Raw genomic sequence first — 24,964 nt, 5'->3', positions numbered from 1 at the left:
AGGAGTTGAACCCATCATGGATATAAAAAAAGACGTACTGGACCATGCGAAAAAGTGTTACGACAATGGTCTGACGATTGGTACTTCAGGAAACGTCAGCCTGAAGGACGGTCACGTTATGTATATTACACCGTCCGCTCTTCCTTATAATGAGATGATCGAAAGCGACATATTAAAAGTGGATATCGAAACAGGCGACGTATTGGAAGGGGAACGTAAAGCGTCTTCGGAAACGTCGATGCACCGTTATATTTATATGAAAGACACCGATATAAAGGCAATTGTTCATACCCACTCCACGTACGCAACGGTTTTTGCGTGCGCCCAGATCCCTATTCCTCCTGTGCACTACACGATAGCGGATATAGGCAGAGAGGTCCCGGTTGCCCCCTACGCCTTATTCGGTTCGGAAAAGCTTGCTGAAAATGCCGTCAACACCCTCGGCGACAATAACGGGGTGCTGCTCGCCAATCATGGCGTCGTTTCTGTCGGGTCATCGCTAAAGGATGCTTATCGACGTGCGGAAACGATTGAGGAAGTCGCTCATCTTTCGTTTGGTAGTTACGTACTAAACAGTGTCCAACCCTTGTCCAATGAAGAGTTGGATGACGTAGAGAAAGGATTTGAATCCTACGTAAGCGGATAAGCTGTTGGGCTCGGTCGAGAAACGGGAGGTGATCGCCGAAAAAAGGTACGATTTGACCGAAACACGGCGCCTTTTGACCGAATAAGCGTCCCATTCGACTGAATAACGTAGCGCCGGTCGAAACAGATCGCGCCCCGATCGAGCTCACACATCCGATCGACAAATGCATTCCCAAACGACATTCGCCATGGAAGATCTTTAAAGCCTTCCATGGCGAATGTTTTTTAGAGGGGGTTGATTCTGTTGTTTAAAACTTATTTGAGATTTTTAAACCATTTGTTGACCACGTCTTTATTTTTGTCTGTCCATTCCTGAGCAGCTTTTGCTGGATCCATGCCTTCATTAATCTTAACCATGACACTTGCGAGCTGGTCCTTGGTCATAGAGAATTGATCGAGAATTTCGTACGCTCTTGGTGCATCTTCTTCCAATCCTTGACGTGCGATTGTATTAATATCATCCGAATCGCCGTATGAATTTTGCGGATCATCCAGGTACTTCAAGTCCCATTTTGAAAAGGACCAATGAGGGGACCAGAGCGTTACAACGATTGGTTCTTCATTCTCGACGGCTTCACCGAGTGATGTGGCCATGGCTGCTGAGGAACTGGGCTGTAACGTCCACTTGTCTAAGCCGTAATCTTTCATAACCTGCTGCTTAGTCACTTCCATTTGGCCGGAGCCTGGCTCAATACCAGTAATGGTGAATTCTGTTTCATCGCCCACCGAATTGGTGTTTTTAGCCAGATCCTTGATGGAGTTCACGTCTTCCATATACTTTGGAACGACCAGTCCGAGCGGGGTTCCTTCCACATTGGGACCAAGCATTTCAATGTCTTCTTTATATTTCTTCCAATATTCCTTGTCTGTATTTGGCAGCCATATGCAGACGGAGGAATCAGCGGATTTATCAGCAATGCCTGTATACATAGCGCCGGAGTTGACTTGTTTTAAATTGACATCATAGCCTTTCTCCTCAAGCGCCACTTTAATCACATTCGAACTCGCAATAGCAGATGGCCAGGAGACGTAGGGAATCGTGATGGTTTCCTGACCGAGCTTGAGTTTATCACCGTTGTCGCCACTGTTATTATTCTCCTTATCGCCTGATCCATTTCCTGCTGACTCATCGCTGCCACCACATGCTGACAATACCATAGTAAGCATGAATAAAATTGATAATACCAGATATTTAGTGTTCTTCATCATTATGGTTATCCTCCTTTAGATTGTTCATTTAATAAAGCGGTTGTGTGTGCTGGTTGAGACGGGCAAAAACGTCCCGCATTGTTTCCGGTGTAAATGGCAACTGATCCGGATACGACGCTTGCCACGATGTATAGGCTTGTCCGGAAAGGTATTTAATCATTTCGGATGCATCAAAAATGGCAAGGTTATAAATCCAATTGGCCATGGTTAAAATGGAGCTCATGTGCGCGCCCTCATTCGATGCGCCGCAAATGTCTTTAACAAGGTTGACTTGATAATCCCGAAAATAGGCATCAAAAACGGATGTCATCACACAGCCATCGGTAACGACGCCGCCCAGAATAATGTGTTCGATGCCCATGCTCCGTAGCATTAAATCCAGATCTGTCTGATAAAAACCGCTCCAGCGATATTTGTCAATCACGATATCCTGGCTTTCAGGCTGAATAGCGTCGATGATGTCGATCGCGTCTGTGTTACTATGATAAAATACCGGTTCACCATTGTGATTCAACGGTTCTTCTTTCGATAATCCAACGTTATCATGGCGGTTAATTTGCCGCGTGTAAATAACAGGAATATCGTGTTTGCGGCATTCAGCAATTACGTTACTGGTGGCGTCGACGATGGTATCAACGCCTTGAATGCCAAATTGGCTTTCTTTCTGCATGTCAATTATAATGAGAGCTGTTTTTGTTAAGTCCAGTGCCATCACCTTCTTGATTGTGTTTTGGAATATAATTAAATATATCGCCGGATTCCATCGTATTAGCCAACCTCAGCGTCCAATCAAAATAAATGTTGGTCTGCTCAATGTCAGCCAAATCTTTTTGAGCCATCTTCCTTGCTTCATCCGATTCGGAATTGTTTATTATGTCCTGCAACGTGCCGACCACTTGTTCATTGGCTCGTGAAATAATATGTCTCTCTTGCCTTAACATTTTCACAAAAAAGGCGAAAAAATTCCTGAAAAAATCTTTTTCCGCAATAAAATAATCCTTACGATCGCCTTTTTTCCAAACTTTGATGACCATTTCCGTATCAAGCAACTCACGCAACCCTGTACTGACGCTTCCTTTGCTCATCGCTACTTCATCCTTGATTTCATCGAGGTTAAGTGGTTTATCCGTGAAATAGAGCGTCCCGTAAATACGTCCCACGGATGGGGTAACCCCATATATGACCATGGTTTGGGCGATAGCACTGCCTAAAATGTCCCGCGATGATTCAATACGCTCAAAATCATCACAGTTTTTGTCCATTCATCATGCCCCCTTTTTAAGACTGATGATGTTCAATGTGTATTAAATATATTGAACAATTTAGTTATTATTATATAAAACGAACAAAAATTTGTCAAACTATTATTTAAAAAAATGGGGGAGGACGGGGTAACTTGAGTGAGCGGCGGTTGAACCCGGGCGACAAAGCGGGGCGAACCCGCACTCGACCAATGTGCTCTTTGACTCGATCGACACGGTCGCCATTTGGGAACGTGTCTGCTCGCGGCCTGTTTGACCGAAAAAAAGAGCAATCCGACCGAAAAACGAACGAATCCAACCGAAATGCAGCCCAATCCGACCGAATAACGACCCAATCCGACCGAAAAAGGGCGCCATCCAACTGAATCCGCTCCCCGCTCCCCGTCCGCACTCGAACGACGTGCACCTCGACCCGAGTGACAGCTGATCTCTATATCCAAACGACGATTTTCGGCGGCGGCCGAAAATCAACGTTATCAAACCATAAAAAACAGCAGTTCCATATGAGGAAATGCTGTTTCAGGTCGTTTTATATATGATATTATCTGCTTATGCGATCCGGTCAATTTCTTCTTTCATTCGTTTATTCGCATGGTCCGTGCCGTATTTGGCCATGGAAACTTTGTACAGTACGATGCCGAGTATGGTCCATAGTCCAATGATGGCCCATTCGTATGGCCAGACAAGTGCTGATGGCATGCCCGGCATATAAAGAACACCCACCCCGATGGACATAATAACGGCGATCCAGCCAATGGAAGTGCCGCCGGAAAGTCGGAATGGACGTTTCATCCCGGGGTCTTTTTTACGAAGAATAATAAATGAGATCGCAACCATCATCCATGCCACAACCAAACCAAGTCCACCCGCATTAACGAACCACTCAAGAGCCGGGCGTCCCAATAGTGGCGCTGCCGTTGATAAAATAGCAATCGATAAAATCGCTTTGTGAGGTGTCTTATACGTTGGATGTAATTCGCCCAATGATTTGGGAAGCATACCGGCTCGCGCAAGTGCATAAATCGCCCTGCTGCCGCCAACATAAAAGCCGAGCCAGCTCGTCAGAATACCACCAATGCCGCCCAGAACGAGAAAGTTCCCCATTAGTCGACTGTCGCTGAAGGCTTTTGCCATGGCATCAGCCGTTACCAGATTGGATTCGTTCAGTTCGGCTGGGCTGAGCATCCGGGAGACACCAAATATAACAGCCACATACCACACGACAGCAAGCAGCACGGAGAAAACCAGCAGTTGCCCAATCCGTTTTTGAGGTATATTAATTTCTTCGGCTGCCTGCGGAATGACGTCAAACCCGACAAACATAAATGGCGTCATAATAACGACGGTCATAATACCGGCAGAGCCCGCAGCAAAAAATGGTTGCATCGTGTCAACGCTGCCGCTTGCCGTGCCGCCGGTGATAAGCAAAACCCCCGCCATAAGAATCAACCCGGTCAAAATAGCTGTTATCGATGATGTCAACTTAATTCCTCGGTAATTGACCCATGCCACTATAATGGAGCCGATGATGCCAATCCCGGCCCATGTCACCGTCACATCCCATCCGGCCAGCGTGTACAAATGTCCTTGACTGTAATTAGGGATCAGGTATTCAAACACGGTCGGTAGTGCAACAGCTTCAAATGCTATAACGGATACATAACCGAGGACGACCGCCCAAGTCGCAATGAATGAAGCGGTTCGTCCCATTGCTTTAAATGAATAAACGAGTTCACCACCGGCGAGAGGCAATGCGGCCGACAATTCTGCATATGTCAGACCGATCAGGACGACGAGCAAGCCCCCGAGCAAAAATGCCAGTATAGCACCGAGGGATCCTGCTTCTGTCACCCATAATCCAGCTGTGACAACCCATCCCCAACCAATCATGGCACCAAAAGCGAGAGCGATAACTTCTTTATTCCCTAAAACTTTCAACAATTTTTGGTCATTCAATTTTATTCCTCCTCATGGTTGGTCCGTCTGTATTTCGTTTCATGCTAAATGCTATGACATGGTACTCTCTCCTTTCTCAAGTAATCGCTTTCAAATCATTGTAATACCACTGCTTATTTAGGAATATCTTTTAAACTAGTATAAGAGATGATTCGTATAATGAAAAGTACAGAATTATAAAAATTATGGTACTAGATGAGAAGGGGGCGTATGTATCAACGTTAGAGGGGGTGGCGCATAAGGTTGCAGCAGGGCGGAGCAACTTGAGTGAACGTCTGCTCGCAACCTGTTTGACCGATAAAAGAAGCAATCTGACCGAAAAAAGATCGAATCCAACCGAAATGCAACCCAATCCAACCGAATATCGACACAAACCGACCGAAAAAGGGCACAATCCAATCGAAACCGTTCCGGATCCGCACTTGAGCAACGTGCCTCTCGACTCGAGCCACAGCTGATCTCCATATCCAATAGACGATTTTCGGCGGCGGCCGAAAATCAACGGTATGCGACCTGTTGTTCCATAACAACTCGGTTCACATAGCATGTTTTATGCCTGTTTTGACGAGCCACCAATTGACGGGGTAACTGGTGCAGAAGCCTACCATCATCGCGAGTTGCATCATAAACCAAAACAGTGCTGTGTCCGGATCTGGCACATTGGTGACGAAGAACACATAATGGACAAGAGCCATCCAACCAAACATGCCAACTTCAAACGCAATAAGCGACCACGTGTCTGCCTTGATGGCATTTTTCAACGCTTTTCCCGGATTTTCATGTTTTTTGAATCCCATTCCGTAATATTGAAAAGCAATGCCAAACAGATAAGCCAGGACAAATTCGACAGCATAATCCGCAAACAACGTGATGCCTGCTATGGTAAAGCCTGTGACGTATACAAGGGGAGCGCCGATCATATCACCGAGTGAGCAGCCGCTGCTGCAGTGCGTGGTCGACACAAACACACTTTGCCAAAACGGCTTTTCCTTATGATCGTGGTGATCCCCGTTCTTTTTATCACCTTTTTTTTCGTCCGTGCTCACAGCCTTGGCTCTCCCCAGGCCATAGTAGGCCCATATTCCGGCGATAGGGAAATACAGGCCGGTCAATGGCCAAACGACGGTCATGACCGGCATCATTCTTTGCGGATGTCTGATCACATCAATAGCAATGATGATGGCCTGTAAAAACCCAATGCCAATCGCGATCCATGAAACGACTTCCAACCATGTCACTCAATTACCCTCCTGATTCAAACGATTGCTTTCATCGCATTTTGCCTGCGGGGAGTTCAACGACCTATTTGTAACGCCCGCTAGTTTGACATATAACCAACGACCATATGTATTAAACGTTATTTATTTCCTTTCACCGTTTATTTATACATGTGAGATGGCCATTGCTTTTGGAGCTTGTCATTCTTTCGTTCCCCGGGGTGTTTGATATAATGAATGCAGGAGGGTCCGCATCATGTAACCCGTTTGTCCCGCATCAGTAGCGAAAGAAGCCCTATTGAGACATTTCATTTTATAACCGAGAAACGCATTGGAGGTGGGTTCGATGAGGATGGCGATTATCGGCGGCGGTATTGGCGGGCTTGCGTTAGCGGCTGGGTTGCATAAAAAGGGGATCGACGCGCACGTATTTGAGAGGGCCCGTTCGTTCAAACCGATCGGGGCCGGTCTTGGAATCGGAAGCAATGCGATGCTTGCCCTGCATCGAATCGGGGTAGCACATGATGTGGTCCAAGCCGGTATGCCGCTTCGGGAACAGCGGTTTTTAAATGGCGCGTTCAACGTCATGAATCGCATTGACTTTTCCTTATTAAAGAAACGATTCGGGGAAGAGACGGTGACGATCCACCGGGCCCATTTGCACGAAGCGTTGCATCGTGCGGTCGATCCGGCTCATTTTCATTTTGACAAAGAAGTGGTTGATTTTGTACAGCACAACGATCACGTGAATCTGACATTCCGGGATGGCGACACACAGCATGTTGATTACGTCGTCGCAGCAGATGGGATGCAGTCGATTTTTCGCCAGACGCTTAAGCCTGACAGCGAGCCGCGTTATGCCGGGTATACATGTTGGCGCGGGATTACGTTCAACAAGGGGGATGTCAGGCCTCATATATCATCCGAAGCGTGGTCAAAACACGGGCGATTTGGCTGGGCACCGCTTCAGGACGGGCGTGTGTACTGGTTTGCTTGCATTAACGCGCATGAGGGCGATCCGACTTATGCGCGTTTGGATAAACATGAGGTTGCTCGGTTGTTTGCACATTTTTCGCCGGTGGTGGAACGATTGATCCGTGAAACCGATGATGCGTACTTTTTGCATCGTGATATATATGATATTAAGCCAATGCATTCCTTTGTCGATGAGCGCATTGGTTTACTAGGCGATGCGGCTCATGCGGCAACCCCGAACATGGGCCAGGGTGCCGGCCAGGCGATTGAAGATGCTTATGAACTCATGCGCGCCATCGACGAGGAACCATCCATGGAAGCTGCTTTGTCGCGTTATGACAGACGACGTGTGACGAAAACCAAAAAAGTTATCACACTCTCCAGACAAATAGGGCGGGCCGCTCAATGGCAGCATCCGTTATTGATCGGATTCCGGAATACTGTTTTTCCGCTGGTACCGAAATCATGGCTCTTTCGCAGGCTGACGTTTTTGTTTAAATAGACAAGGCTGGTCGGTTACGGGAAACCACCGCCCGTTTGGTTGTTAGCCTCATTTGAATGGTGGACTGGAAATTGTCTCGGCGGTCCCCATCTGGTATAATAGAGCTTTCATGAACGGAAACGGTCGTCATCAATGGGGGTGCATTATGTCAGACGTTAAGGATACGTTCGAGCAATTAATCCAACGCCTGCCCGATAAACAGAACCGGACATTTGAATTAACGATAACCGATTACATCATTGACCAAAAAGATGAGAACATCGTTGAATTAAAGCAGTTTTTGCACAATATGGTTCAATCCGGTTCATACTATTTTCATAGATACATTGCGTTTATTTCGTTGGCGACCTTGTATCGACGCCTGGAAGAGGTCTCCTACTTAAATATCCTGTTTGATGATTATCAAGAGGCGTTTAAAGACGAACCGCTGTTTTTGCATTATCGTGCGTTAAAACATACGTCGAATGGAAATCTGGCCAGAAGTATCGCTGATTCGCTCAAAGCCCTCAGAAATCCGGAATTGGCGGACCATAGCGGCATTTTACATAGCTATGCGGAATGTGTGATTACGTTGATCGAAAACAATGAACAGGTGTCGTTCGATGATATGAATCAATTGGAAGAGCGGGCATTCCGTGATTTGGAAAGGGCTATTGAAGAAAATCAGCATTACGCTAAATTTTACGCGACCAAAGCACGGTTCTTTGCCCACCGACAGCAGTTTAAAGACGCGAAGCATGCACTTCGGACGGCCATCGACTTGGAAAAGAAAGGGAATGACTATCAGTTACGCATCGCCAGATATTATCAGCTGCTGAGCAACGTCCAGGTGCAAGAGGAGTTAGCTGATCAAAAAACGGAACAGCATGATTATATTGCCAAGGTTGAAGCAAAGCTGAATGCCGCCAATGAAACGATTGATCACAAGTTGGCGGAACAGGAAGCGGCCAACCAAAAAAGCCATGAGCGGATTCAGGAAATGATCGATGGCATGCGACAGCAAAATTTGCAAATGCTTGGGTTTTTTACAGCTATTATTTCCTTTACGGTGGGCTCCATCCAGATCATCAAGGGGCAATCGTTTACAGCAGCTGTTCTGTTATTGCTGGTATTGGGTGGTATTCTGCTCGTCGCCTATGCAGGTTTCAGTTTTTTAATGTTTACCAATGATAAAGCGGGACATTCCGGCAAAACTATGATTGTTATCAGCCTCGGAATAGGGCTGATTGTGTGTTCGTTAATCACATATCAACAAGGTTGGCTTTAGAGGGGTGGAATCTTGCGCATAAATACAGTGTATAAACAAGGCGGTACAGGTAGTAATGACGATGCCTATGTCATCAATGAACAGGCTGGTGTGCTTGCTGCCATTGATGGCGCGACCGGATTGGATGGGATCCCCGGTCACTTGGCTTCGCATACAGTGCAAACGCATTTACAAGCGATGACGCCATCACATGGATTATGGGAGAGCATTGCAGATGCCAATAAAGCTGTCAACGGTGAAACGATAGGCTATTATCAGACCCATATTCGTGAATCGATTGCACGTTTGGATGACATCCCCAAAAACCAAAGAAGTTCCACTGGGTTGGCAGCCATTCAATTGCACCCGGATCATCATCATTTTCATTATATTCACGCAGGCGATTGCATGTTGTTTTTAAAATATGAAAATGGGGACATACGCCCCGTTACATACGATTTGATCCAATACCTCGATCAACAGGCCATTACTGAGCTGGTTAAGCAGAGGCAAAAGAACAACGATCATAACCTTGACATCACGGAACTGAGAAACGAAATTAATCCTATATTACTGCACAATCGAAATCAATTGAACACGATGAACGGGTATGGCGTGATTGATGGCAGTGATGAGGCGATGGATCATCTGGAATATGGGAGGCTGTCGCTTAAACGGGTTACACACATGCTTCTATTGAGTGACGGGTTGCTTTTGCCGACCGAGCTGAATGACGATAATGCATGGTTGCAATCGGCCAGCATCGCATTTGATTACGGAATCGACGGGTTATTGCATGCCGTAGAAGAGCGGGAAATGGCCGATGAGCAGTGCCGAATCTATCCGCGACTAAAGCCAAGCGATGATAAGACCGGCCTTTTAGTAACGTTTTGAAGAAGATCGGTTCATGCTGAATGGAGCGACATACGGCGTGTCGTTTGCTGTTTTAGATGGCTGGTGAAGGGTTTGTAGGAGGTGAGCGGAATAATGCCAACGAATCTTACCCGTTTTCATAGATATCTCATTGTGGGCATTACATTGTCGGCAGCATTTTTGTCCGTTCTGACACAATTTCTGCTCATTACAGCCTTTCCAAAAATCATGCAGGAGTTTGCGATTAACTCGACGGATGTGCAATGGCTGACAACAACCTATATGCTAACGATGGCCGTTCTTATTCCCATAACAGCTTATTTCATTGATGCCTTTCCAACAAGGAAATTAATGATGACCGCGATGGTGTTATTTTTGGCAGGGACGTTCATCGGTTTGGTTGCGCCTTCTTTTCCCATTTTGCTGGTGGGCCGCGTTTTTCAGGGGATGGGCTCCGGCATTATGATCCCATTGATGCAAACGATATTATTTCTGATGTATCCCAAAGAAAAACGAGGATTTGCGCTAGGATTGGCCGGGCTGGTGATTAATGTGGCGCCTGCGATTGGCCCGCCAATATCCGGGGCGCTCACCCAGTATTTCGGATGGCGTGCGTTGTTTCTGCTGATTATTCCCATTGCAGCATGTATTTTGCTTTTGGTTTTTCTGTACATGCGCAATGTGACCGAGCAGCGCGAAACGGTCATTGACACGTTATCCATACTATGGTCAACGGTTGGGTTTGGTGGTATGCTGTTTGCCTTCAATCAATTGGAAGATGGTGGGCTGACGGAACCAGCAACACTTATCGGTCTGATAGCAGGCGGGGTGGCATTGGTTTTATTTATCAGTCGACAATTGCGGCTTTCCACGCCTATTTTGGAGCTCCGTGTGCTTAAAGTACCCGTTTTTGCTCTTGTAGCCATTATTTCGATTTTATCGTTCAGTTTACTTATATCAACGGAGACGATTTTGCCGTTGTATGTCCAGAACGCACAACGGTATTCGGCTTTTTTTGGTGGCATAATCGTGATGCCCGGCGCTTTAACGCTTGCCTTCATGTCCCTGTATGCAGGCCGATTGTTCGATAAATACGGGGGCAAAGTCATTGCGATTATCGGTTTTGTTTTGCTCAGTGTCAGCACCATCGGTTTTTATGTCATCCTTGATCTCAATACGCCATTTGTCATAACCATGGCTTTATTCATTGTAGCCATGGCTGGTGTCGGGTTGATTAATATGCCGATTATGACAGCGGGCATCAATGCGTTGCCGGACCATTTGATTCCACATGGGACAGCTGTTATTAACACAGCCCGCCAATTCGGGGGATCACTCGGCTTAACGTTTATTATTTCGTTTATTAGTAGCGTTCAAGCCGGCTCAGCAACTATGGATCCCGATACGTATTTGAACGGCGTGAAAACAAGCTTTTTCGTTGCGTTTTTATTTGCGGTGACCGGTTTGTTTCTTGCTCTTTTTTTGGAACGACGGGGACAGCCTGCAAAACGAAGACAGTGATTTTTTGTTGAAGTGTGGAAAAATGTATTGATTTCATATGGATTTTTTCCTATAATATAGAGTGGACATTTTAACGGGATGTAGCTCAGTTTGGTAGAGCACTAGCATGGGGTGCTAGGGGTCGTAGGTTCAAATCCTGTCATCCCGATATAGGAAATATAAAAAAGCTTGAATCCGCAACGGGGTTCAAGTTTTTTTATATGTATCTGCCATAGACGACGTGCACCAGTAAAGACCTCCGTAAATCCGACAGCCGGTGACCATATCCAATCGGTGATTTTCAGCGGTGGCCAAATTCCACTTTCCCCCTTGTACCAAACAAATTGGTAAACCGCGTAAACATTCCGCTGACTCAGTGCCCTCTTTGATAAACCAATAAACGAAATCCAACCGTATCAATCAATCGACCAGCAGACATTTTTCTTAAACTCATAATCCCTGTGTGTCTACGTTTTTTGATAGAACGCATATCTAAATCCGTTGACATTTTGCCTTAAGTGATATATATTTACCTTATGCAAAAATATTAGTGTAAGTGAATTGTTTCTGTTGTATGAAACAATTCGCTTACACTAATGGTAGTTCTTTTCAAATGGGTTGCCATGCTCCCGGGTGCTTGCTCGGGAGTGATTTTTAAACTCATGAACGTCCACAGATTCAAGTTTCGCTTGATATAATGATTGATTATGAGGAGGTAAAGGAATGATGAAGTTGATTCGTTCATCGATTCCGTGGAGCAGCAAAATCGTGTTGACCACATTTATCATGGCACTGTTTTTTTCATTTATGTCCTCATGGTTTCGGGGAGGAGCCGGACTTGTTCTCAGTCTTGCTATTGTATTGGTTTTTATTTTGATTGGAATTATTGGCGACACCATCGGCCTGGCATCAGCCACTGCTAAAGAAGCGCATTTCCATGCGATGGCATCCAAAAAAATCAAAGGCGCCAAAGAGGCAACGTATATTACAAAAAACGCCCCATTGTTCTCCAGTTTTTTTAACGATGTCGTCGGTGATATTGCAGGCATTGTCAGCGGGGCAGCGTCGACATCGGTCGTTTTTCAATTAGGTCGGATGATCAATACGTCAGAAGGATCACTAGTGTTTATTGCCGTTTCCGTTGTGTTAACGAGCTTGATTGCAGCGGCTACCGTTGGGGGAAAAGCGGTTTGCAAAACGATCGCGATCTATAAATCAACTCCGATTATCTTATTTACTGGAAAAATCCTTTACGTGTTCAAAATTATGCGCCATGTGATGACACTGCAATCGTTCCGCCTTTCCAAACGAAAATCGTAATATTGTGGTGAGCATGGGCCATCCTGAGAACTCGCATGACAGCTGACGACCATACCAATAGACGATTTTCGGTGGTAGCCGAAAATCAACTGCCTTCGACGACCTCACGCAATAATCGCATGAGGTCGCGCCGTTCGTGCAGTCGCGCGGCCTACCCCGGTCCCATTCGAACGACACTTTTTTTCTCGAGTTCCAACATTTGAAAGTCTCATGAGAAATCATTACACTAGAACTTGATGATTTTTTTGAATTGTTCATCAAATCTCTTGAAAGAAGAAAGGATGGAAATGACATGAAAGCGATTGTGATGCAGCAATACGGGCATGCAGATGTATTGAATTATACTGAGATTGACGAGCCAGAGCTGAAGCCAAACGATATATTGATTGAAATCAAGGCGACGTCGGTCAACCCGGTCGACTGGCAAATACGAGAAGGCTATCTGCAGCAAATGATTCCTTATGAATTTCCATTGATTATCGGCTGGGATGCAGCAGGTGTCGTGAAAAAGATTGGATCGAATGTCAGCAAATTCTCAGTTGGCGATGACGTGTATTCAAGTCCGGATATGATGCGCAATGGCACCTACGCGGAATATGTAGCGGTGAATGAAGATATGGTAGCGAAAAAGCCGCACAACCTGACCTACGAAGAAGCCGCTTCCATTCCGCTCGCCGGTCTGACGGCGTGGACATGTCTTGTGGATGTTGCGAAAATAACAGAAGGTGAGCGTGTCTTGATTCAAGGAGGTGCTGGCGGTGTCGGCAGTTTCGCCATTCAATTGGCCAAAGCTTACGGTTGCTGGGTCGCAACAACGGGCAGCAGCAAAAACACTGATTTCTTAAAGCAGCTTGGCGCTGATCAAGTCATTAATTATGAAGAGGAGAATTTTGAGGATGTTCTTTCCCCCGTGGATGTCGTTCTGGAAACCATAGGAGGTGACGTTCAAAACCGTAGTTTCAAGGTAATGAAAAAGGGCGGGCGCCTCACATCCACAACAACGGCACCGGATGAACAATTGGCGAAAGACTATGGTGTGAACGCCTATCAAGTATCCATGGGACGGGACGGCGAGACCCTGCAAAAAATGGCTGAACTGATCGAAGCCGAAAAAATTAAGCCAGTCGTCGAACACGTGATGAACCTGTCAGACGTGAAAGAGGGTCATCGCATCAGCGCCACCGGCCACGCTCGTGGAAAGATTGTGCTGAAGGTTCAATAGGGATATAGTTTAGATGAGAAGGTCCGCATAGATATCGAATGCTCAAATTAATATAAATCATATTTGATCATGGATCCAGCCAATCAAATTGTCGAAGTTTATCTGTTAAATAACCATTCGCTGAAACTATCTAATGTATATGACAAGGAAGACGTTGTACCTGTCCATGTATTAGATGGCTTAACAATCGATTTGAATAGTATTTTCCCTGAAGTCGTCCTGAACGGAAGGCGAGAGCTTCTCATACCGAAGCCACTCGCCTTTTTGGCATTCTTTTAAAGGATAGGGTGACCAACAGAGACTTTTCACCCTGGTTTTTATGGTCACTTTTAATAATTTTTTGTCAATTGTATTGAATTTTCATATTAAAGATATTATACTGTTAATTACTATCCGGTCCTACCAGTTGCCTCGGAATAAATTCATTATGAAATGAGGTGAAAAACAAGTGTATCAATTGCTTTATGAAGATATTGCACAAAAAATTGAAGATCAAATTCATCAAAGCGTATATAAAGAGGGAGATAAACTCCCTTCAGAAAGAGAGTTGGCTGAGGAATATGGTGTCAGTCGAAATGTCATTCGTGAAGTTATTGGTACTTTACGTGAACATGGTTATGCGATTGTCAAACCTGGTAAAGGTGCATATATAACCAAATTGAATAATATTGTTGTGACAGAAACTTTAAAACGGATGCTTCAATCCGATGATCCGACCGGCGAGGAAATTTTGGAAGTTCGGGAAGACCTTGAAATAGCGATTATCCGCAAAGCTGTACAAAAAAGAGAAGTCCAGGATATTCAAGCATTGAAAAACATCTATAACAAAATGGAAAAAAATAGATCATTTGTTAACCAGTTTATCAAAGACGATTCTTATTTTCATATTACATTGGCAAAGGCAACACAAAATAATATTTATCCGTTATTAATACAATCGTTGTTTGATATTACTGAAGGTTCCATTTTTACGTTGACACGGTTGTTACCGTATAGTGTTGATGATGCTCAAAACCATCATAGCGATTTAATCCAAGCAATAGAGACGATGGATGAGCGTCTTGGTGTAAGTGTAATCAAAAATCATATGGATTTACTCAGAAATGAAGTTACTTTGCTGAAAAAACAAAATCTGCTTTAAATGTATGTATAGGTAAAGGAGCATGCTATGAATTCAACCATTTACATTCCGTTGGATATTGAAAAGGAAGGGAAAGACTATTTAGAAAAAAATGGATACCGTTTAAAGTTTGCTGAAGATGTTCATAAAAGCACATTAATAAAAGATGTGGAAAACTGTGATGCTATTTTGACAAGGTCTAATGCCATAATCGATGAAGATGTAATTAAGGCCGGGAAAAATTTAAAAATTATTTCGAAATACGGTGTTGGGATTAATAACATCAATGTCGATATCGCGACAGACCAAGGTATATATGTTACCAGCACACCGGAAGCCAATGCAAATGTCGTTGCAGAACATGTATTAGCATTTATGCTAGCGCTTTCAAAGAGGATTACAATTATGGATGAAGCATTGAAGGCCGGGAATTTCGACATTCGTCAAAAGGTGTATAGTGATGATCTGGAAGGAAAAAATGTTGGCGTGATTGGTTTGGGGAGAATTGGGAAGCTCGTTGCTGAAAAAGCGCATTATGGCTTTAATATGAATGTGCTGGGGTACGATCCATATGTTACACAGGTACCAGAGTTTGTTGCACATAAGAATGAGTTAGAAGATATATTACAAGAATCAGACTTTATTAGTTTACATTTGCCTAAACTGACGTCTACCAAACATATTATCAGCTCTGAACAATTTAATATTATGAAAAAAAATGCATTTTTCATTAATGCTTCTCGTGGTGGGACGGTAGATGAGTCAGCTCTATTGTCTGCATTGAAAAACAAAACCATTGCAGGTGCAGGTATTGATGTCTTTGAACAAGAGCCACCAAATACAAACAATGAGCTATTTTCTTTGGAGAATATTATTGTTACTCCTCATAGTGCTGCTTTATCCAAAGAAGGGGCTAGAAAAATGTCTTTGCATGCTGCGAAACAGATCGATCAAGTTTTGAAAGGATATACTCCCTCTTGGCCGGTGAATACCATTAATTAATTTATTTAAAATTTTTTATTTAAAAAATTAACACATTATATTGAAAATTACATTACTTTGTAGTAAATTAATTGTAACAGGTCCTACCGGTTGAACATATTGTAATGACTTAGAATATGACCGGTGAAAGAAAGTTATAATTGTCTTTAATGGTAAATGAATACAATAACGATTATATTAATAATTTGTATACAAAAATAAATTCGTGACCTTATATTCATATTCTATTACCAATAAATTGTTGGAAGGGAGGGATAACATGAACATTGAAAAGGAAATGGAAGCGTTAACAGTAGAGCTTGTTAATATTGCAAGTGTTAATGGGACAGAAGGTGAGGTACGGATGGCTGAAGCTGTGGAAAGCAAGCTTCGTTCTTTTTCATACTTTCAACATCACCCTGAACTCATCTGGTCAAAACAAGTTGAAAATGATCATTTAGGCAGAAAAAGTGTGTTTGCACTTTTAAGAGGAAAGGGTGGTCATTCAAACAAAACGATAATTCTTCATAGTCATACGGATACCGTACCCACAGATGATTATGGTCAACTTGAGGCGTATGCTGTCCAACCTTATGAATTAATGGAGAAGTTAAAAGAAGTTGAATTGCCCTCGGGAGTTGAAGATGATCTTCATTCGGGCGACTGGTTGTTCGGCAGAGGATCAGTCGATATGAAAAGCGGATTGGCAGCACAATTATGGACCATACAATACTTTTGCGAACACCCTCATGAACTTGATGGAAATCTTTTATTCATGACTAATCCGATTGAAGAGACAACACATGGCGGTATTATTGATGCTTTAACAGAATTAGAACGTTTACAAACAGAAGAGCATCTTGATTTCGTGACGGCCATTAACAGCGACTTTGTCGGTCCATTATTTTCTGGTGACCATAGTCGTTACATTTACTTGGGATCAGTTGGTAAGTTGCTTCCAAGTTTTTATATAAAAGGCAGTGAAACTCATGTTGGTCAAATGTTTGAAGGGTTGAATCCGAATTTAATAACGTCTGAACTCGTCCGTCGTATTGATCATCAGACCATACTGGCAGATGAAGAACATGGTGAAATACCGCAACCGCCCTCTGTTTTAAAGGCAAAAGACTTAAAGCCTAGCTATAATGTCCAAACACCTCTAGCGTCCTTCGTGTATTTTAATTATTTCGTTCACGGTATGTCACCGGATCGGGTAATGGAACAACTAAAGGGGATTACCGAAGAAGCTTTTCAACAAGTGATCAACGATCTGAATCACCAATATCGTTTGTTTTGTGATCGAACCGATTTCAATTTTCAGCCATTGCCGTGGGAGTCGAAAGTTCTGACATATGAACAGCTTTACCAATCAGTCTACGATTTATATGGAGAAAAGGTGAATGAACATCTGAATCAGGTGGTTAAAAAGAATGAAGAATCAGATCTGAGGGAAATCGGTGCCCGTATTGTTGAGGAGTTGCTTTATATGCAAGGGGGAATAGAGCCTGTTGTTGTTATATTTTTTGCTCCTCCTTTCGTTCCACATAATTATGTAAAAGGCGAAACAAACAATGAAAAAAAAATCATTGACAATTTGCAGGAAATAACCAATGGATTTGACGATGATTTCCCCATTAAATACTTTTTCCCGTCATTGACGGACAGCAGCTATCTCGCACTGGATGATTCGGACGAAGAGATCATAGGTTTGGAGAAAAACTTCCCTGAAATGGATAAATTGTATCCTGTGCCTATCGACAAAATTCGTACATTGAACATACCGGCGATTAACATTGGTACTTGGGGAAAGGACGCACATAAAATGACTGAGCGTGTCTATAAACCCTACACCTTTAACACGTTACCTTTGTTTATCAAACGTTTTTGTAAAAAGATGATTTATTAAAATAGGGGGATATATATGCTCGTAATGACTATTGATGAATTTTCAAAGGACCAAATTCAATATTTACAGGATATTTGCTCACCGATGCCGGTCCATCTTGAACCTGATATAAAAAATAATTCAACATTGCTTAATCATGTTGAAGTTTTAATCACATTTGGGTTTGATCTGACAAAAGAAACGTTGGAGCAGATGCCTTCTTTGAAATGGGTTCAAGTCTTTCAAACAGGGGTAGAACATATTCCGATTGAAGAATTGGAAGAAAGGGGGATTTTATTAACAAATGTGAAGGGGATCTATAGCACTCCAATGTCAGAATATGTCATGAGTATGATTTTGTATTATACAAGGCAATTAAGAAGGTTTATTCAAGAGCAACAACAGCATATATGGAATCGAGAGGAGTTGGTTGATGAGGCTGGTGGAAAGACAATAGCTATTTTTGGTGCTGGTACGATTGGGACGGCAATTGCTGAAAAAGCAAGAATGTTCGGTATGCACGTTTTAGGTGTGAATACAAGCGGGCAGTTACGACCTCATTTTGATGAAATGGTTACATTAGATAATAAAGAAAAAGCTTTAAAGGAGGGAGATTTCATTGTATTACTGTTGCCTGAAACGAAAAAAACGTTTCACTGTATCGGTCGAAATGAGCTTCGGTTAATGAAAGAGAGTGCTTATCTGATTAATATTGGCCGCGGTGGACTTGTTGATACGAACGCTCTTGTTAACGAACTTAATCAAAAAACAATTCAAGGTGCTGCACTTGATGTATTTGAAGAGGATCCGTTACCGAAAGATCACCCATTATGGGATATGAATAATGTATTTATCACACCACATCTTTCTGCAAAGACTATCCATTTTTATGATCGTTGCATTGAAAAGTTCAAAATGAATTTTAGTCGCTATCAAAAGGGAGAAACAATGATTGATAAGGTGGATCTGGATAAAGGCTATTAATCTATGAGGGAGGCAGAAAAATGAAAGCGCATACGAAATCTATGTTACTTTTAATCTTTTGTGCTGGATTTATTGTGATATTGTCAGCATGCTCGTCAAATGAAAACACGAGTGCAACCAATGACGAAAATGGATCCGATGGCGGAGATGGCGATGGTAAAACATACGAGTTACGAATAACACACGTTTTACCCGAAGATCATGCTTCTAATATTGCTTTAGAAGAATGGAAAGAAACATTAGCAGAAGAGTCGAATGGCCGAATTGACTTACAAATTTATCCGAATGGTCAACTGTATGGTTCGGATGCAGAGGCTACAGAAGCTGTGCAGTTGGGAAATATAGAAATGACGATGATTGGCACATTTACGTTAGCTAGTTTTAATGAAAAATTTATGGTTTTTGATTTGCCATTTTTATTTAAGTCTAGGGAAACAGCACATAAGGCCATGGATGGAAAGCTTGGGGAAACACTATTGAAGGAATTACCTGATATGGACATGGTTGGACTCGGGTACGGCGAAAATGGATTTCGCCAGTTCATGAACAGTGAACATCCTATTGAGTCAATTGAAGATTTCAAAGGTTTGAAAACGCGGGTTGTTGAAAATGAATTGTATCAAGATACATTTGATGAATTAGGGGCCAATCCTTCGCCACATGCTTTTGGGGAACTGTATTCCGCATTGCAACAAGGAACGTTTGATGGGGGAGATATGCCCATTTCCATAATTACCTCCAATAAATTCTATGAAGTCCAGGATTATCTTACAATGACGGATCAATTTTACGCTCCTGTTATAACGCTCATTAACAAAGAAAAATTTCAAAGTATGCCTGATGACCTACAAACACTTTTAAAAGAAACGGGTAAGGAAATGTCAAAAAGACAAAGAGAACTGGCGAAGAAACAGGATACTGAAAATATAGAACTTCTAAAGGAAAAAGGGATGGAAATCAATGAACTGACTGCTGAACAAAAGGAAAAACTAAGAGAAAAGGTACAGCCAGTATATGACAAGTATAAAGATGTTATAGGTGAAGATCTCATTAAACTTGCAAAACCCGAATGATTTGAAATGATACGGCTAATAAATCGGATGTTCTCAGCTTTTCTCGAAATCATTGTACGAATGAAGCAGGGAGCTGAGAACTATCTGGATCTTTCGTGAAGCTGGGGGTTCCAAATGAATTTCAAGAAGATAATAGATGAAAAACTGGAAGAGTGGGTTATAGCTTCGGGCTTTATTTTCATTGTCCTTTTAGTTTTCGCCCAAGTTGTATTCAGATATGTATTTAATTCATCCCTTGGCTGGAGTGCTGAGCTTTCCCGATATGTATTAATCTGGTTGGCTTGGATAAGTGTTAGTCTAGCCATTCGGAAAAATGCACATATTCGGGTTGAAGTTGTAAAAAAGCTTTTTTCAGATAGATTTAAATTAATAATTGAATTTATCGTTCTGGTGCTATGGGTCACTTTTTCTGTATTTTTGGCCTATTTAGGATTTCAGTTTGTTAAGCAAGTTCAACTGACCGGACAAACAAGTCCCTCGATTGGTATTCCTATGTGGATTGTTTATTTGGTCGTTCCAATAAGTGGAGCATTAATGATCATGCGTCTAATTCAACAGTTCTATTTTGTATTTAAAACAGATCCGAGTGAGCAAAAGGGGGGATAAATTGGCATCAGCAGTTCTTTTCGGAAGCCTGTTTATACTTATTTTTATTAGTGTTCCAATTGGTATCTCAATTGGTTTGTCCACTTTAATAACTATTATTTTTGTAAGTGATAATATACCACTCCTCACAGTGGCTCAAAAAGCTTTTACATCTTTAGACTCCTTTCCCTTAATGGCTATTCCGTTTTTTATGTTTGCAGGATTGTTAATGGGAAAGGGTGGGGTTTCCAAAAGACTATTAGAATTTGCTGGAGCTCTTGTCGGCTTTCTAGTCGGTGGTTTGGCAATGGTCACAGTACTTACGTGTATGTTTTTTGCAGCAATCTCAGGGTCCGGTCCCGCTACTGTGGCCGCAATTGGGTCTTTTATGATTCCTGCTATGGAGAAGAAAAATTATGGGGAAGGTTTTTCTTCAGCGATTACAGCGACTGCTGGCTCTATCGGAGTCATTATCCCCCCAAGTATACCATTAGTATTATTTGGTGTTGTGGGAAGTGTATCAATAGGAAGTTTATTTATGGCTGGAATTTTACCCGGCATTCTCATCGGTATCATTTTAATGATTACATCTTATCTTCTTCTGAGGAAAAAAGGTATAGAAGTAGATCCGACCACACAGAAAATTGATATTAAACATGTGCTGAAAACATTTTATGATGCCAAATGGGCACTATTGGCCCCCGTGATTATTCTTGGTGGAATTTATGGCAGTATCTTTACCCCGACGGAAGCTGCGGCTGTCGCAATCATTTATGCATACATTGTCGGTGCATTTATCCACAAAGAGCTGAAATGGAAAGATATATATAGTTGCATCATGGAAACGTCTTCTATTATGGGATCGACCTTATATATGATTGGGTTATCCATAGCTTTTGCTTATATATTGAATTTGGAACAGATCCCACAAACAATCGCTAACTTTATTATCGGTTTTTCCGGCAGTGATATTGTTGTTCTATTGCTCATTAATCTTTTTTTAATCATTGTTGGAGCATTTGTGGATACGATTGCTGCATTGGTAATTTTAACTCCGATATTGTTGCCGATTGCAACACAAATTGGAATGGAGCCGGTGCAGTTTGGAGTTGTCATGATATTGAATTTAGCAATCGGTTACATTACTCCGCCGCTCGGTGTCAACTTGTTTGTTGCCTCTGCAATTAGCAAGAGGCCTATCGAGTCAATTGCGAAAGCAGCTATTCCTTTATTCTTAGCAATGCTTTTATCTTTGTTGATCGTTAGTTACGTTTCACCACTAACGATGTTTCTACCTAATCTTATGAATTAATTTACGAGGGAGGAATATTGATGGAAGCGGAAACGATTTTGCAAAACGGTGTCATCGTTTCAATGGATGATGATCATCATTATTTCAAAGCGATAGCCATTAAAAATGGGAGAATCATTGCTCTTGGAGATAATTCTGATGTCCAACAGTATACTGGAAAGGACACGAAAGTTATTGATCTTGAAGGAAAGACGGTTGTCCCCGGTTTAATTGATGCTCATCAACACATGTTTTCAACTGGATTTAATTTACAAAACGTTGACTGCCGGGTGACATCTATTAAAGAGATGGTTGAAAGAGTAAAAGAACGTGCCCAATTTTGTGATCCGGAAGAATGGATTATAGGTTGGGGATTTGATGAATCTAGTCTTACAGAAAAACGTCTCCCAACTAAAGATGATTTTGTTGACATTAACAACCCGATTTTTATTTCCCGTTACTGTTTACATGCAGCTGTGGTGAATGATACTGCATTAAAAACAGCAGGTGTAACAAAAGAGTCAACAGTGGACACGGGGGAATTGAAAAAAGATAACAATGGAGAATTGACGGGTGTTTTAAAAGAAGAAGCAATGGATTTGGTAACAGCTAAAATGCCACCGTATTCAACAGAACAAATGAAACAGGCACTTCGTCTCGCTGATAAATACTATGTTCAACACGGTATTACAGCGGTTCATGAAGCTGGGTTTGGTTTCATAACAGGTTCATTTAAAGAATATACAGTGTTTAATGATATGGTTGAAAACCAATCGTTAAATGTGCGTATGAACGGAATGATTTTAAATCGGTTTTATAAAAATGCACGTGACATGAATTTAAAACCCGGTTCAGGAAGTCATCGTCTAAAAATAGGTCCGATAAAAATGTTTGCTGATGGAACAATTAGTGGGATGACAGCATCGGTGACAAAGGCATACCGGGATAACAACGGTTATGGTCAACTGGTGCATTCGTACGAAGACCTTGCCCGAAGTGTTCTTGAGGTGCATAAAGCAGGTTGGCAAATAGCTATTCATGCCATAGGGGATCATGCTGTGAAACAAGTGTTGGATGCTTATGAAAATGCCTTGGAAAAATTCCCACGTTCTGATTGTCGTCACAGAATAGAACATGCCAGTATTGCAAATAAAAACCTTCTTCAGAGAATGAGCAGACTAGGAATCATTTCTGTTCCACAACCGTCGCTTATTCATTTAGCCGGCGACGTATACATGGAGAACCTGCAAGATGATGTCATTAATCACGTTTTTGCTATTAATAGCTTTTGTAAGTATGGATTGACACCTGCGGGAAGCTCGGACTCTCCTGCAACTCCGTGTTCACCAATGCTTGGCATATATACGGCTGTAAGTCGCGAAACCAAAAATGGAAAATGTTTTATTCCGGAAGAAAGGGTGAGTTTATATGAAGCATTAAAAATGTACACCAAACATGCAGCTTATGCATCATTTGAAGAGACCGAAAAAGGGACACTCGAGGTGGGAAAATTGGGAGACTTAACTATTCTGCCGAAGGGCTTTCTTAATTTTTCACCGCAACAGATAAAAAATACTGAAATAGATATGACCATTATTGGCGGTGAGATTATCTATGAAAAGGAGAGGGATTTTAATGAGAAACAACGTGAAAAAGAGTTTAACTGAATTGGACCAAAGACATTTTATTCATCCAACATCTTCTATTAAGCAACAACAAGAACACGGCCCGGCGTTTATTTTTACGGAAGGTGATGGTATATACCTCAAAGACAACAATGGCAGGGAATTAATTGATGCGATGTCCTCACTATGGAATGTCAATATTGGTTATGGAAGAAAAGAATTGGGGAAAGCGGCACAACAGCAAATGGATACATTGGCATTCAGTTCAGCGTTTTCCACTTTTAGTCATGAACCAGCCATTCGCCTATCAGAAAAGCTGGCAGAATTGGCTCCGGATGGACTAAACGCAGTCTTTTTAACATCCGGTGGATCAGAATCTAATGATTCCGCCTTTAAATTGGCACGTCACTATTGGAAATTGAGAGATCAGCCTGAACGTAAGAAAATCATTTCACGGCAAAGAGCCTACCATGGCGTTTCTTCTGGTTCTACCAGTGCTACTGGAATTCCGCAGTTTTGGGAAATGGCTGGTTTATTGTCAACGGACTTCATACATGCGGATACGCCTTATGAATTAGGAACTGCGCAGGCAATTGCTTCGATTCGTAACCTCATTGAAAATGAAGGTCCCGAAACGATTGCTGCTTTTGTGGCAGAACCGGTACAAGGAGCAGGCGGTATTATTATTCCACCTGATGATTATTTCCAGGAGATTCGTAAACTTTGTGATGAATACGGTATTTTATTTATTGCAGATGAAGTTATTACGGGATTCGGTCGAACAGGAACCATGTTTGGCTTGGAGCACTGGGGTGTTGTGCCTGATATGATGACGTTGGCTAAAGGTATCACAAGTGGTTACATCCCACAGGGTGGTGTCATGGTTTCCGATGAGATTCATGAAACTTTAAAGGAAAAGTCAGAAGGAACGTTGTTTCATGGTTTTACGTACAGCGGACATCCGACAGCCTGTGCAGTAGCATTGAAGAATATTGAAATCATTGAAAATGAAAATCTCGTGGAAAATTCAAAAGAGATGGGGGATGAAATGTTAAATGGATTCCGTTCAATAAAAGATAAGATCGATATTATTGGAAATGTCCGCTCATTAGGGTTGTTAGGTGCTGTTGAATTAGTCGAAGATCCATCTACTAATAAACGATTTTCACCTTCATTAAAAGTAGCACCCAGAGTCGTTGAAATATTGGCTGAACGAGGAATGATTTGTCGTTCGGTCACTTATGATAGTACAGATATCATTACGTTTGCTCCACCGTTAATTATTAATAAAGAACAAATTGATAACATGATTGAAATTCTTTATGATTCTATACTCGAAGTACGAAGAGAAAAGAATATATAAACCAACTCCCCCTTCCATGATGAAGGGGGGACGAGTATCATGGATGCTTTTTCGAATGTAGATAAAGAACAATATAAAAGGGTTAAATAATTTAAAAATATATTGAAAATTTAATCAATTAGTAGTAAAC

General features: G+C 42.3%; 22 protein-coding genes and 1 tRNA gene. 18 read left to right on the top strand and 5 right to left on the bottom strand.

All coding sequences use genetic code 11. The annotated features are described in order from the left end of the window. Positions 1-16 precede the first annotated feature (16 nt). Positions 17-646, top strand: coding sequence for a class II aldolase/adducin family protein (locus ACZ5Q7_RS00885; RefSeq protein ID WP_343751352.1), 630 nt, complete (start codon positions 17-19; stop codon positions 644-646). A 254-nt stretch (positions 647-900) separates the two neighbouring features. Here the strand turns inward: ACZ5Q7_RS00885 and ACZ5Q7_RS00880 are convergent, their stop codons facing one another. From ACZ5Q7_RS00880 to ACZ5Q7_RS00860, 5 genes are all read right to left on the bottom strand, one after another. Then, a complete protein-coding gene (locus tag ACZ5Q7_RS00880) occupies positions 901-1,854 on the bottom strand; it encodes a glycine betaine ABC transporter substrate-binding protein (RefSeq protein ID WP_343751350.1) in 954 nt (317 codons plus the stop codon). Positions 1,855-1,882: 28 nt separating this feature from the next. Next, positions 1,883-2,566, bottom strand: a complete 684-nt coding sequence (locus ACZ5Q7_RS00875) for a cysteine hydrolase family protein (RefSeq protein WP_343751349.1) — start codon at positions 2,564-2,566, stop codon at positions 1,883-1,885. Next, entirely contained in the window at positions 2,526-3,116 is a 591-nt protein-coding gene (locus ACZ5Q7_RS00870; protein ID WP_343751347.1) for a GbsR/MarR family transcriptional regulator, read from the bottom strand. The genes ACZ5Q7_RS00875 and ACZ5Q7_RS00870 overlap by 41 nt, the downstream gene beginning before the upstream one ends. Before the next feature lie 549 nt (positions 3,117-3,665). Beyond that, the gene (locus tag ACZ5Q7_RS00865; protein WP_343751344.1) at positions 3,666-5,072 is read right to left on the bottom strand and encodes an APC family permease; all 1,407 of its coding nucleotides are present in this window, start codon (positions 5,070-5,072) and stop codon (positions 3,666-3,668) included. A gap of 536 nt (positions 5,073-5,608) precedes the next feature. Then, a complete protein-coding gene (locus ACZ5Q7_RS00860) occupies positions 5,609-6,310 on the bottom strand; it encodes a DUF4396 domain-containing protein (protein WP_343751342.1) in 702 nt (233 codons plus the stop codon). A 325-nt stretch (positions 6,311-6,635) separates the two neighbouring features. Here ACZ5Q7_RS00860 and ACZ5Q7_RS00855 point away from each other — a divergent pair, with 325 nt between their 5' ends. The 17 genes from ACZ5Q7_RS00855 to ACZ5Q7_RS00775 all read left to right on the top strand — a co-directional run bounded on the left by ACZ5Q7_RS00855 (position 6,636) and on the right by ACZ5Q7_RS00775 (position 24,834). Then, complete coding sequence (locus ACZ5Q7_RS00855; RefSeq protein ID WP_343751340.1) at positions 6,636-7,766, top strand: FAD-dependent monooxygenase; 1,131 nt, start codon at positions 6,636-6,638, stop codon at positions 7,764-7,766. Positions 7,767-7,911: 145 nt separating this feature from the next. Further along, positions 7,912-9,033 carry a hypothetical protein gene (locus ACZ5Q7_RS00850; RefSeq protein ID WP_343751339.1) on the top strand — a complete coding sequence of 374 codons (1,122 nt, stop codon included), beginning with the start codon at positions 7,912-7,914 and terminating at the stop codon, positions 9,031-9,033. A 12-nt stretch (positions 9,034-9,045) separates the two neighbouring features. Beyond that, positions 9,046-9,906, top strand: coding sequence for a hypothetical protein (locus tag ACZ5Q7_RS00845; protein ID WP_343751337.1), 861 nt, complete (start codon positions 9,046-9,048; stop codon positions 9,904-9,906). Positions 9,907-9,999: 93 nt separating this feature from the next. After that, complete coding sequence (locus ACZ5Q7_RS00840; protein WP_343751336.1) at positions 10,000-11,406, top strand: MDR family MFS transporter; 1,407 nt, start codon at positions 10,000-10,002, stop codon at positions 11,404-11,406. Between the two features lie 74 nt (positions 11,407-11,480). Continuing rightward, a tRNA-Pro gene (locus ACZ5Q7_RS00835) sits at positions 11,481-11,554 on the top strand. A gap of 554 nt (positions 11,555-12,108) precedes the next feature. Next, positions 12,109-12,705: a hypothetical protein gene (locus ACZ5Q7_RS00830; RefSeq protein WP_343751335.1), complete on the top strand. Its 597-nt coding sequence runs from the start codon at positions 12,109-12,111 to the stop codon at positions 12,703-12,705. 292 nt (positions 12,706-12,997) lie between these two features. Next, positions 12,998-13,927, top strand: a complete 930-nt coding sequence (locus ACZ5Q7_RS00825; protein ID WP_343751334.1) for an NADP-dependent oxidoreductase — start codon at positions 12,998-13,000, stop codon at positions 13,925-13,927. A gap of 69 nt (positions 13,928-13,996) precedes the next feature. Continuing rightward, on the top strand, positions 13,997-14,206 hold the full coding sequence (locus ACZ5Q7_RS00820) for a hypothetical protein (protein ID WP_343751333.1): 210 nt from the start codon (positions 13,997-13,999) through the stop codon (positions 14,204-14,206). A gap of 169 nt (positions 14,207-14,375) precedes the next feature. Further along, entirely contained in the window at positions 14,376-15,068 is a 693-nt protein-coding gene (locus ACZ5Q7_RS00815; RefSeq protein WP_343751332.1) for a FadR/GntR family transcriptional regulator, read from the top strand. 27 nt (positions 15,069-15,095) lie between these two features. Further along, positions 15,096-16,049, top strand: coding sequence for a hydroxyacid dehydrogenase (locus ACZ5Q7_RS00810; RefSeq protein WP_343751331.1), 954 nt, complete (start codon positions 15,096-15,098; stop codon positions 16,047-16,049). Positions 16,050-16,308: 259 nt separating this feature from the next. Further along, positions 16,309-17,934: a M20/M25/M40 family metallo-hydrolase gene (locus ACZ5Q7_RS00805; protein ID WP_343751330.1), complete on the top strand. Its 1,626-nt coding sequence runs from the start codon at positions 16,309-16,311 to the stop codon at positions 17,932-17,934. A 15-nt stretch (positions 17,935-17,949) separates the two neighbouring features. After that, positions 17,950-18,897 carry a D-2-hydroxyacid dehydrogenase gene (locus tag ACZ5Q7_RS00800; RefSeq protein ID WP_343751329.1) on the top strand — a complete coding sequence of 316 codons (948 nt, stop codon included), beginning with the start codon at positions 17,950-17,952 and terminating at the stop codon, positions 18,895-18,897. A 20-nt stretch (positions 18,898-18,917) separates the two neighbouring features. Next, a complete protein-coding gene (locus ACZ5Q7_RS00795; RefSeq protein ID WP_343751328.1) occupies positions 18,918-19,970 on the top strand; it encodes a TRAP transporter substrate-binding protein in 1,053 nt (350 codons plus the stop codon). Between the two features lie 114 nt (positions 19,971-20,084). Continuing rightward, the gene (locus ACZ5Q7_RS00790; protein ID WP_343751326.1) at positions 20,085-20,576 is read left to right on the top strand and encodes a TRAP transporter small permease; all 492 of its coding nucleotides are present in this window, start codon (positions 20,085-20,087) and stop codon (positions 20,574-20,576) included. Between the two features lies 1 nt (position 20,577). Next, the gene (locus tag ACZ5Q7_RS00785) at positions 20,578-21,867 is read left to right on the top strand and encodes a TRAP transporter large permease (protein ID WP_343751325.1); all 1,290 of its coding nucleotides are present in this window, start codon (positions 20,578-20,580) and stop codon (positions 21,865-21,867) included. Positions 21,868-21,887: 20 nt separating this feature from the next. Continuing rightward, positions 21,888-23,513: an amidohydrolase gene (locus ACZ5Q7_RS00780; protein WP_343751324.1), complete on the top strand. Its 1,626-nt coding sequence runs from the start codon at positions 21,888-21,890 to the stop codon at positions 23,511-23,513. Beyond that, on the top strand, positions 23,482-24,834 hold the full coding sequence (locus ACZ5Q7_RS00775; RefSeq protein WP_343751323.1) for an aminotransferase family protein: 1,353 nt from the start codon (positions 23,482-23,484) through the stop codon (positions 24,832-24,834). Before ACZ5Q7_RS00780 ends, ACZ5Q7_RS00775 begins: the two co-directional genes overlap by 32 nt. The last annotated feature ends 130 nt before the right edge of the window (positions 24,835-24,964 follow it).

Source organism: Lentibacillus halophilus (genome assembly GCF_055395055.1).
This window is presented reverse-complemented; position numbering and strand designations above follow the sequence as displayed.